Source organism: Catenovulum maritimum (assembly GCF_001050375.1).
Classification (GTDB): Bacteria; Pseudomonadota; Gammaproteobacteria; order Enterobacterales; family Alteromonadaceae; genus Catenovulum; species Catenovulum maritimum.
Genome location: NZ_KQ130493.1, coordinates 38,844 through 50,476 on the forward strand (window position 1 = coordinate 38,844; position 11,633 = coordinate 50,476).

The window sequence follows — 11,633 nt, forward strand, 5'->3', positions numbered from 1 at the left end:
TGACGAGCAATCTTGTGTCAAATCTTTTTACAGCACGATTATATTCAAACCACAAAAACCACACAACAAACTGAAATAATTAAGATTTTAAATATTGGTGCGTTTTTTGCTTTTTTTTGCATTAAAGAGTTAAAATTATAATTTTAACAATTACCTGCCACAATTTATGAAAAGGTATTAAAAGGAAACCAAAATGAAGAATATACTATTAAAAGGCTTTTTTACCAGTGTTGTTTTTGTCGTTAGTGGACTAGCTAATGCTGGTTTAATCACAGAAAACTTCGACGATGGAGAAGCTCAAGGTTGGACGTTGACAGGCCTATGGCATGTAACAGGTAATAATCCAAATGGCACTGCTGGCGCACTAGGCTATGTCCAAGGAGAAACAACAGGCACAACATTAAACGGTAACTTTAACACTGGTGGTAGTAATAGCGGTACGGCTACAACTGGTTTATTCCAATGTTTAGATGCAAATGCTATTGGTTGTAGCGTCAATTTTGATAGCTTAGATAGTGCAGAAACAGGCACTTGGGACCAGTTAGACGTTTACCTTTTACATGGTGGTGCACAAACCCTTATCTTAGATAACAATGGCGGTTCTGCTTTTAACGATAGCATCTACCGCACATCAAGCTTCGATTTATCAAACTTACTAGGTAATGATGAGCAATTTCAATTGCGCTTCTCTTTCGCCACCTTAGATGGTCTTTTCAACGACTATACTGGCCCAAGAATAGATAATTTTGTCGTCAATACAGGAGTTGAGGTGCCAGAGCCATCTACTTTAGCGATATTTGCTCTAAGCTTAGTCGGTTTAGTGGCTCGCAGAAGAAAAAAAGCCTAATCTATATTTTTTGACATTTGAAAGCACCGTTAACGGTGCTTTTTTTGCTTATGCAATACCCTTTTAAAGTAACAATCATAGATGACAACGAATAGTTTCCTGATCTTTCTTACTCATGCCCTTCACCACCAGTAAAAACGAATTATCAATCATGCGCTCTATTTCCCCTTGTGGAATTGAGCCATCAAGAATCACCGTGTTCCAGTGTTTTTTAATATTTTAGGTGCCTGTCTGTTCTGTCATGTTGAGTTAAATCTAATTAAGATTAGCGGAAGACTCGAATCGCTCTAAGACAATTATCAGGCATAGGGCGGTTTAAAATTGGTTGATTAAAGCGGCAATCCCGTTATTGGATCGAGCGATATACTGGTGTAACTCGGCAGTTCAATTTCGAGTTTACTTGGTAAACGCGTAGCGCTCGGCTTTAATCCGAAATAATTACGATTGTTTAAAAAGAATTGGTAATGTTGATCGATTATAAAAGGGGACAAAGCAAAATCATAAAAAGCAACTTCATCTATTATTCCATAAAAAGCTTCGCCACTATGGTCGATCGCGTTTGGCGAATTACCTATATTAGCCATACCTGAGCCGCCACTTAACATTTTTGAACCAGCAGGATATTGGTAATGAGCTAACATTTTACCATCTAGGTAAATCGCTTTAAGTCCTGTTCTAACGTCATAGGTGGCCACGACATGATGAGGCTTACCGTCTTTAAGTTCCTCTAATGTGGGTCGGTTTTCTTTACCATCTAGTGGTAATTTTAATTCGTGATAGCCTTGGCCAACTAAATATAGCCCAAAACTGAGAGACTCTTTAAAGTCGCCCATAGGACGTAAATACTCTTTGCCTTTGTCGTTCTGAAAGCTCAGTAACAATCGGTGATCTTTGTCAGTTTGATCTTTGCGGAAGATCTCATCTAATTCACCAAAACGTTGGTCTCGCACAGTGCCCTCTGTACTACCTGTGTATTCTGGAACGATAAGCGCTTCTATTGTGACACCGTCAGTAACAGAAAAGGAGCCAGTTGCAGGTGCTGTACCGCCGCCACTGCCGACATTTATTCTTGCATCAGCCGAATTATCAAAAAAGAATGCACCTTCGCCAATTAAGCCTTTGACTCGAGTCGCGCCTTTGCTAGGTATACCTGTTGCATTTCCGGCAAAATCAACCGCTCGATCACTTTTACTATCGAATGGCCAGTAATGTTTAGGGCGCCAGCGTTTAGGTATTAATCTGGCAGATTTCGACGTTGTAATTAGAGGTGATTCTGAAGATAAGTCGACTTTGAGTGCACCACCTTCCGAGGACACCTTAAAGTGCTCACCCGAGATGAAAATGTTTTTTCCAGAGGCCTCTTCTATCTTGAGCTGACCTTGTTTCAAACTAATTTCGGTCGCGTTATAAAATTTAAGCAGGGTTTGTTCACTTAACACGATCTTGTCGCCTGAGTTTAATTCAACCTCGACAGTTTGATCACATAGATATTCCCCTAGATAAAATAGCTGGCCTTCTATTTTACCAACACCATTAATATGTAATCTGCCCGAAATAACTTTTCCAAGCGGTGTTTCATCATTCGTATTGGTTGTATTTATTAAAAAATATGCAGCGAATGCTATCAATAATAGGCTAGCGATTAAGCCAAGCCATTTCAAAAGCTTGGGCTTGTTCTGCTCTGGTGCTTGATGATTCTCGGCGGCTGACTGGGTTTGGTTTATCAACGGAGGCTGATTAATACTGGGCATTTGTGCTGTGGCGTGAGCCGAAACAGGACGAATAACAACTTCATCTACTTGCATACGTCTGCGGATGACTTCCATATTTGGAATATGATCTGCCTGCATTTGCACGTGAGTTTCTACGTATTGTTGATAAAAACGTTGCGCTTCTGGATTTCCCAGTAATAGCTGTTCTAATTGCTTGACCTGCTCTGGGGTAACCTCTTGATCACAAACTGCATCTGCAATTTGTTTTATGTCTTCAAATTTGTCGGTTCGGTTCAAAATAAACCCTCGCGCTTTTTTTGGTCAATACAATCGAATAGTTTTTTTCTAAGGTTATGAATTGATTTTCGTATTGCTGGTATAGAACGGCCAGTGTTATCTGCAATTTGATTAGCCGTTAAATTTTTTATATAAAAATTGTCGTATAATTTTTGGTCTATTTCTCTGAGTTTACTACGGCATAATTGAAGTGCGTTCCAACGCTTTTCACTGCTTGTATCATAGGTAGCTGTATCAGATAATTCGTTAAGTAGTTCGTCACTTAATCCATAACTTAATTTAGTATTTTCCCTTCTGTAGCTGCGGACACGATTAAATACAATTGCGTTGGCCCATTTTGCAAAGCTAGTATTGGGTTGAAACTTGTCAAACTCGTGCCATAGCGTCATGCTGGTTTCTTGGAAAAGATCATCTGCAGTCGCTTTATCCATAACAAAAGCGTAAATATAAGCATATATCCGCTTTCGATCGGCTTCAAACAGTTCAATAAACAGCTGCGAGTTAAGTTCAAGCTCAGTGTTATTTTTACTGATTACATTTTTATTTGATGTCAATGTAATGCCTTTTGCTTAAATACGTAACTTTAGTTGGCTCAAAGTTCAATTGAGCTTAGTTTTAAGTCCAAGTTATTCCACAATAAACCAATATAGTTAGCGCTCAATTTTTTAGTTGAGCGCTAAGCTGTTAACTAGCCGGTTAGCACTAACCGGATTATCTCAGGTTCAAGCTGACTAAAATTTTTTAATAATGCAAATAAAGATAGTCTTCTGCTTTTAGTGTATTTTCTAATTCTTTAGGTATCTTGTTATATTTACTTGGCTTATCAAGTTTATACCTAGCATCAAGAATCGGCATAATCCCTGGGTTTCCAGATAAAACATCGTTTTGTTGTTTCATCCAAAGTAGCAAGTCATTTGCCATTTCTAGTTTAAGCTTCTGATATCTAGGTGATGCTGCTAGGTTATTTTGTTCATAAGGATCTGCTGTTAAGTCATACAATTCTTCATACGGAACAGAAGCGTGATGCTGAGCGCCCATTTTAATAAACTCGTTTACATAAGGCTTATTGCCTAGGTTTTGTTCAACTACTTCAATTGAGTTCAAATTACGAATATATTTGTAATTTTTACTGCGGATCATTCTGGAAGGAAATACTTTAGTCGCTAAGGTATTTTGCTTGGTGCTGACGCCATACACATATTTATGGACGGGTTTTGTACTGCCTTTCAATTGTGCAGCAAAGCTTTTTCCATCTAATTCAGTTGGTGCTTTTCCGCCAGCTAACTCAATAAAAGTTGGTACAACATCAGTGTAGTGAATCATCACATCAGACTGACTTCCTGCTTTTATCACACCCGGCCAACGCGCAATAAACGGCACTTTAAGGCCTCGGTCATAAACAGTATATTTTCCTGATACACCATGATCTGAGCTGTAAATGAGCAAGGTATTTTTTTTCAGATACTTGTCGACTAAACGAATAACATTTTCGAGTTGCTTGTTATCCTCTTCAACATTTCGGTAATAACCAGCGAGTTTATCGACAGCTTTTTGGCTATTTTTGTTTTTTTCATTATGAGGATAAAATTTCATATCCTTTGCCGAGGCACCAGTGACTTTATGATAAGGTGTGTGGGGGTACATAGACGCAATAAACATCACAAACGGCTTTTTCGCTGATTTAAAGTAGCTTTCGATATTTTCTAGCGGGATATTTTTTCTCGGCCCTGAACCTTCAACACTTTCCCATTCATGATCCCAATCGAAAACACTTTCAGGTTTGACATGACTTTTGCCCGCTAAAATCACTTCATAGCCAAGTTTAGACATACGTTGTGCAATACTAATTTGGCTGTCTTTAACCGGAACATGATTTAAAAATGCACCATTTTTTAGTGGGTAATTACCTGTATAGAGCTGGGACCTGCTAGGCGCACAAATGGCTTGGCCAGTAAAAGCATTGGTAAAAGTTACCCCTTGTTTTGCGAGCGCATCAACAGCAGGCGTATGGATAAGATCATTACCATATACGCCATAATCTCCCACATCTTGGTCATCTGCTAAATAAAACACGATATTAGGTTGTGATATCGCCATAAAGGGTAAAATTGCTAGGCAAACTAGCCATGATTTTCGAAGAAAATATGCTAAGTACATACAATGAGATCCTAAATTAAAACTCTGTTTTTATGGGGGCTTACCCAAATGCTTTTATACACTCGCTTTTCGCCTGCTGATTTTTAATCCAGCAGCCTAAAAAGTTCGATCCAACTTTTTAGTTTGCTTTATGACGAAATACCGAATGTAAATAAATTGCTAATTTAACCACAATTTTAACGTCTTTGTTGATTTATTTTGACTTAACATGACTCCTTTTGTGTTTTTTTTGAATTCTGCTATTGGATTTATTTAATAAAACTAGGGTATCAATTTTAAATTGAGCCGCCTTATTCCTATATAACGAACACTAAAAAATAGTCATTGAGTAAATTTATGTTTTTTTGTCAGCTTAAACAGGCCTATAAGGCATTCTGGTTATGTATTGTATTTCTCACCACTGCATGTGGCGTAATTGAGCCGAGCGCCAATAAATTAGCAGCGCCGGTTAACTTAAAAGTGGGCGAGGGCTTTGTTAACCCGATTGGTTATTACGAGTCTTTACCCAGATTTAGTTGGCAACTGCCTGAAGAATCAGAGCAAAAGCAACAACAGAGTTATCAAATACAAGTGGCTAGTTCAGTAAATTTCACGGCTAAAAGTTTGTTATGGGATACGGCTAAGATTAATTCAAATTCTAATGCTTGGATCCGTTACCAAGGCCAACCGTTAACTTCTAGACAGCAAGTATTTTGGCGAGTTAAAACTTGGGATGAGCAAAACCAAATGTCGAGCTGGAGTGAAGTTCAATCAATAGAACTCGGTTTACTAGGTAATCATGATTGGCTAGCCAAATGGGTAGGGCACCCAAATCCAGATGGTATTTATAATCGTCCACAATACTTGCGTAAAATTTTTAACCTAGACAAGCCTATCGCTCAGGCCAGATTGTACATTACGGCTAAAGGTATATTTAAGCCATATTTAAATGGCAAAGCGATTAGTAATGATGTGATGACACCCGGTTGGACGCCTTATCACAAGCGGATTGAAACCCTTACATATGATATTACACAGCATTTAAAGCAAGGTGAAAATGCAATTGGGGCGGTGCTAGCAGAAGGCTGGCACACAGGACGAATTTTTGGCCCAACCAAAAAAGACTATGTACTGCCTATGCGCTTGATAGCGCAATTAGAAGTTCAGTATACAGATGGCACAACCAATACCATTAAAACTGATGAGAGCTGGCAATCTAGCGTACAAGGCCCAGTTCGCAGTGCTGGCAATTACGACGGTGAAACTTACGATGCAAATTTTGAAATGCCAGGTTGGAATACGGTTAATTTTGATGACAGTGACTGGTTAGCTGTTAATTTTGAGTCAATCGATACACAGGTACAGCTAAAACCTAAGCGTCATGCCGCGGCAAGTAACATACTTAAATTACCTGCTGTTGAAATTGTCAGTGTAAAAGATGGCGTCGCCATTTTTGATATGGGACAAAATATGGTTGGTGTGCCCGAAATACAGCTGCCAGCTAAACAAGGACAAGCGATTAAACTTCGTTTTTCTGAAGCATTAGAGCATGGTCAGTTTTATGTTAAAAATTACCGCTCTGCAAAAAGTACAGATTTTTATACTCCTAAAGCAGATGGCGTAATCAATTATCGACCTCAATTTACTTTTCACGGTTATCGCTATGTTGAGGTGAGTGGCTATGATACCAACTTTGAGCCTGAGTTAGCTTGGTTGTCAGGGCATGTACTGCACTCAAACTTTACTCTGTACGACAATTTTAAAAGTAACCATTCTAAACTTAATAAGCTTTCAGATAACGTTTCTTGGGGATTACGCGGTAATTTCTTAGATGTTCCGACGGATTGCCCACAGCGTGATGAACGCTTGGGCTGGACAGGCGATGCTCAAGTGTTTGTTAGTACTTCTATGTACAAAGCCGATGTTTATGCATTTTGGGCGGCTTGGCTTGAAAGTTTACGTGAAGATCAAGGCATAGATGGCATGATCCCTAAGTTTGTGCCTTTTAGACCTTTTTTAACCGATGGTACCGCAGCTGCTTGGGGAGATGCAGCCACTATAGTGCCATGGGAATTATATCAATATACAGCAGATATTAATGTTTTAGCTGAAAACTACAGCATGATGAAACGTTGGATTGCATACACTGAATTTCATAGTTTCGATTATATCTCTAATATTGGTACTTACGGTGATTGGCTACAGCCTTACTCTACTAACGGCAGAGCAAAAGGTGATACCCATCCAGACTTAATTGCGACTGCTTATTATGCAAGATCAGTTGAAATAGCGGCACAAACTGCGGATTTATTAGGTTACAAAGCAGATGCAGAGCAATACAACAAATTATTCTTAAAGATAAAACAAAAATTTAGAAATTACTTTTTTGATCAAGAGTTAAACCTAGTTAGCACTGCGATTAAAACCATTAAACGCGATAAAGGTAAACGACTAAGAAAGCCTATCAAAAGTGAAATTCAATTAATCACCACACAAACCAGCTACTTGTTGCCATTGGCATTTAATTTATTTAATCAGCACGAACAAGACCTAGCGGTTAGCAAGTTGTTGGCCTTATTAAAAGAGAGTGACAATCACTTAAAAACCGGCTTTTTAGGCACCCCTATGTTGCATCAAATCTTGCAGCGCTATGGCCACAGTGATCTTATGTACGAAATTCTGCTTAAAGAAACTTATCCTTCTTGGTTTTATTCAATTAACCATGGCGCAACGACCACATGGGAGCGTTGGGATTCTTATTCTTTAACGGATGGCTACAACAAAGCCAATATGAACTCACTGAATCATTATGCTTACGGTGCTGTTGCACAGTGGTTTTATAACGGAATGCTGGGGATTCAAGCACTAGAACCTGGATTCAAGCGTTTTGAAATTAATCCGCAATTTACCAGTAAATTAAATAACTTAAATGGCAGTGTGCCGACCATTAATGGTGATATCAAAGTTTATTGGCAAATTAGACAAGGCAAACTTTCTATGACGATCGATGTGCCTAAAAACACTCAAGCTCAGTTAAATTTACCTAGTGTAGAGCAGGTAACAATTACTCAAAATAAAAGCGTTATTCACGGTAATAAACATACATTAGAGCCTGGCTTGTACCAGATCTCTGGTGTGATCCGCTTTTAATTTATTCTTGTCGGTTTCTGCAATGGAAACCGACAACTTAAGGTTATTTAGAAAAATATGTCCGACCATTCGGATTTAACCCAAGGTTATAAGCTGTTATGTTATTTAGAAAAATTTTTATCATCTTTTTTTGTTGCTCAATCTTCGCTTCATCAGCGAACTCATTAATTAAACAATTTGAGCAGCCAAATCACGAACATAAACCTTGGGTATTTTGGTATTGGATTAATGGCAATATCACAGCAGAAGGTATAAAAGCTGACTTGCAAGCCATGGCCGATGCAGGTTTAGGCGGTGTATTACTAATGCACATCAACGAACATGAGGTGATACCCGCAGGGCCTGTACGTTTTTTATCGGACGAATATCAAGCTTTATTAAAACTGACCTTTGAAACCGCCGCCGAGCTAGGTTTACAAGTTAATTTATACAATGGTGAAGGATGGTCGGTTACAGGCGGCCCTTGGATAACCCCAGAACTTGGCATGAAAGAACTGGCGTGGAGTGAGTTGAATATCAGTAGTTCAACTAAAACGATTCAATTTCCTAAACCGCATGCACCACTTGGCTTTTACCAAGATATAGCCACACTTGCTTTTCCAACACCAAAAGGCTTTATTGAGCCCAATTTTGTCGATTTAGTGGATAAAGTGACTGTTTCCGGCGAAAAATGGTATCAATTTAGTCAAACAGAAAAAGTAATTGATGGCGACTGGAATACTGATGTTAAGCCATCGGTAGATGCGGATACTGGCGAAACTTACATCAAGCTAGATTTCAAACAAGACTACACTTTTAGCAATGCATTTGTGAAGTTTGCCGCCTACGGCATGATGGGGCGCAACTACTTAATGGTATCTGACGATGGCGAAAACTATCGCGAAGTCGCATTGAGTAAACGAGGCCAAATTTACGACGATATCAGTTGTTTTCAGTTTGAACCTGTGACTACCCGTCACGCCAAAATTGTGTTTAAACCGACAGACAATAAATTGCTGTATACAGCTATGCCAAAAGTTAAGGTGTCAGTACGTGAAATAGCGTTAGACAATCGAGCTAGGCTAGATAACTGGTGCCAAAAAGCCGCACATGCGTTTCCATTTTTTATGTTTGAAACTGAAAGGCAAATTTCGCAACCAACACTCGCCAATCACGGAAATAACAACAGCAGCATAGACTTCAACTCAATTATTGATGTCAGCGAATATTTAACCGCTGATGGCAAACTCAATTGGACACCACCAGAAAGCTCAGCTAATTCAGGTAAAGTGGAAAACTGGACAATTGTGCGTTTTGGTATGTCATCAACCGAGGCAATCAACCGCCCAGGTTCAAAAGGTGGTGAAGGTTTAGAAGTAGACAAAATGGATGAGCGCGCGCTCGATGTGCATTTTGCTAACTACCTAGCAACCGCTAAAAAACTAGCAGGCGATCAAGTAGGTAAAGCATTTGCCAGTACCCATGCCGACAGTTGGGAAGTTGGGCGACAAAACTGGACCCAAAATTTTGCCAATGAGTTTAGCCAAAAACGCGGTTATTCACCGATTAAATATTTACCAGCGACTTTAGGTTATCAAATTACAAGCCCACAAGCAGGCGAACAAACCAGCGAGCGTTTTTTGTGGGATTTACGTAAAACCATGGCCGATTTAATTGCCGAACGTTTTTATGGCGGTATGAAAAAGCGCGCGAATGCTATGGGGATTAAATTTTCAGCGCAGTCAATGAAACCTTTTATTGATAACCTATACGCGCTTGGCCAAGCTGATATTATCTACGCCAACAGCGCATTTAGATCGCTCAATCCGAAAGACAATGTTAAAAACCAAGAATTTGCTTATTTAACCGCCAAAATGACCGCATCGGCTGGCTCAATTTATGGCAAACCTGTGCGCTCTGAGTCCTTTACCTCATTGCCCGAAGCCAACCGCTGGTTAAGTCATCCACTAACCTATAAATCACAAGCCGATACCGACTTTGTAGGGGGTGTCACTTTAGTCACTCACCATTTATTTACCCATCAACCTTGGACCAATTTACAACCCGGCATGACCTTAGGTTATTGGGGCCTACACTTTGAACGCACCCAAACTTGGTGGCATGAAATTAATGCTTGGAATAGCTATGTACAGCGCAGCCAAGCATTATTAAGCCAAGGCCAACCTGTATTTGATGTACTACATTTGTTGGGAGACGACTCATCCACCAAATTCGACCGCGAGTTTGTCTATAACACACTGCCTAAAGGCCACGACTTTGAGTTTATTTCGACTCATGGTTTGTTGAATGAATTGTACGTCAACAACAATAAAAAACTCAGTTATGCCACTGGCCGCGAATATCAAATATTGTCATTAGCCGATGATATGAGTATGCGCCCACAAGTATTGTTAAAGCTTAAACACTTGCTAGAACAAGGCGCTGTAATTGTTGGTAAAGCGCCAGAATTTTCACCTAGTTTGGCTAATGCACAGCAAGCAGATAAACAAGTGCAACAACTCGCCCAACAAATTTGGAGCGGTCAATATAACCAGCAAGTATTTGCCAGCCTGCCCGAAGCTTTTGCCCAGTTAAACATTCAGCCAGACGTGCGCATAACTGGCACAGATAATCGCATTATTTGGCGTCATCATCAGCTTAAAACACAAAATAGCCATTTCTATTTTGTCAGTAATCTTGAGCAAACAAAAACCACAGCCAAGCTAGATTTTAGAACAACAGCTGAAGTGGTTGAATTGTGGGATACCATGTCGGGCAAACGCCAACGTTTAACCGATTATTCGGTTAACAAGGGCCGCACGCAAATTGACTTAACCTTTGAACAAGCGCAATCATTTTTTGTCGTGTTTAGCGACACGGCAAGCACTACTGAAACATATAAGCAAGCGCCGCTTGTGCCAGTACAAAATATTCAAACACCTTGGCGGTTAGACTTTATCAAAGGTGCGCAGCAGCCAGATTCTGTTGTGTTAAACCAACTTATCGACTTAACCGAGCACCCAACTGACAATGTTAAATACTTTGCTGGTACTGCTCGCTACCAAACCGAATTCACTTTTAACGGCAGGGTTGATTCACAAGCGCAATATTTATTAGATTTGGGTCAAGCTCATCAGTTTGCCCGCGTTTATCTAAATGGCCAAAACCTAGGCGTGCAAATGTGGGCACCGTATCAGTTTGATATCAGCCAATACCTAACAGTCGGAACAAACCAACTGACGGTTGAAGTAACCAACCTGTGGCCAAACCGTTTAATTGGTGATGAGCGCCAATATTCTGATTCAGCTAAGTGGAAACAAAATGGTTATCAAGGATGGCAACTGATTGAATTTCCAAACTGGTTAAAAGGCGCAACACCACAACAACCAGGAGAGCGCAATACGTTTGCGACCTGGAAACACTGGGGCAAAGATGACCCATTAATGCCATCAGGCTTGATTGGCCCTGTGCAAATATTGACACGCGAATAAGGGTAATAACGGGTAATAACA

The 11,633-nt window shown here is 39.8% G+C and carries 6 protein-coding genes and 1 pseudogene; 3 read left to right on the forward strand and 4 right to left on the reverse strand.

Translation table 11 applies throughout. The annotated features are described in order from the left end of the window. The first annotated feature begins 193 nt into the window (after nt 1-193). Nucleotides 194-847 (forward strand): PEP-CTERM sorting domain-containing protein, encoded by a 654-nt coding sequence (locus tag XM47_RS12195; protein ID WP_048692881.1) that lies wholly within the window; start codon nt 194-196, stop codon nt 845-847. A 75-nt stretch (nt 848-922) separates the two neighbouring features. Here XM47_RS12195 and XM47_RS19385 read toward each other — a convergent pair. The 4 genes and pseudogenes from XM47_RS19385 to XM47_RS12210 form a co-directional block, all read right to left on the reverse strand. Continuing rightward, nucleotides 923-1,060, reverse strand: a pseudogene (locus XM47_RS19385) (MmcQ/YjbR family DNA-binding protein); the annotation flags it as partial. A gap of 116 nt (nt 1,061-1,176) precedes the next feature. Then, nucleotides 1,177-2,856: a LamG-like jellyroll fold domain-containing protein gene (locus tag XM47_RS12200; RefSeq protein ID WP_048692884.1), complete on the reverse strand. Its 1,680-nt coding sequence runs from the start codon at nt 2,854-2,856 to the stop codon at nt 1,177-1,179. Further along, nucleotides 2,853-3,410 carry a sigma-70 family RNA polymerase sigma factor gene (locus tag XM47_RS12205; RefSeq protein WP_053084559.1) on the reverse strand — a complete coding sequence of 186 codons (558 nt, stop codon included), beginning with the start codon at nt 3,408-3,410 and terminating at the stop codon, nt 2,853-2,855. Before XM47_RS12205 ends, XM47_RS12200 begins: the two co-directional genes overlap by 4 nt. A gap of 187 nt (nt 3,411-3,597) precedes the next feature. Continuing rightward, nucleotides 3,598-5,013, reverse strand: coding sequence for a sulfatase family protein (locus XM47_RS12210; RefSeq protein WP_078061897.1), 1,416 nt, complete (start codon nt 5,011-5,013; stop codon nt 3,598-3,600). Nucleotides 5,014-5,349: 336 nt separating this feature from the next. On the opposite strand from XM47_RS12210, the gene XM47_RS12215 reads away from it, so the two are divergent. After that, the gene (locus XM47_RS12215) at nt 5,350-8,142 is read left to right on the forward strand and encodes an alpha-L-rhamnosidase (protein WP_077066553.1); all 2,793 of its coding nucleotides are present in this window, start codon (nt 5,350-5,352) and stop codon (nt 8,140-8,142) included. A 98-nt stretch (nt 8,143-8,240) separates the two neighbouring features. Next, nucleotides 8,241-11,612 carry a glycosyl hydrolase gene (locus XM47_RS12220; protein ID WP_048692887.1) on the forward strand — a complete coding sequence of 1,124 codons (3,372 nt, stop codon included), beginning with the start codon at nt 8,241-8,243 and terminating at the stop codon, nt 11,610-11,612. Nucleotides 11,613-11,633: the final 21 nt, after the last annotated feature.

What these genes read in the sequence shown, in the direction of transcription:
- XM47_RS12195 (WP_048692881.1), top strand. Translation starts at nt 194, where the DNA reads ATGAAGAATATACTATTAAAAGGCTTTTTTACCAGTGTTGTTTTTGTC.
- XM47_RS12215 (WP_077066553.1), top strand. Translation starts at nt 5,350, where the DNA reads ATGTTTTTTTGTCAGCTTAAACAGGCCTATAAGGCATTCTGGTTATGT.
- XM47_RS12220 (WP_048692887.1), top strand. Translation starts at nt 8,241, where the DNA reads ATGTTATTTAGAAAAATTTTTATCATCTTTTTTTGTTGCTCAATCTTC.
- XM47_RS12210 (WP_078061897.1), bottom strand. Translation starts at nt 5,013, where the DNA reads ATGTACTTAGCATATTTTCTTCGAAAATCATGGCTAGTTTGCCTAGCA.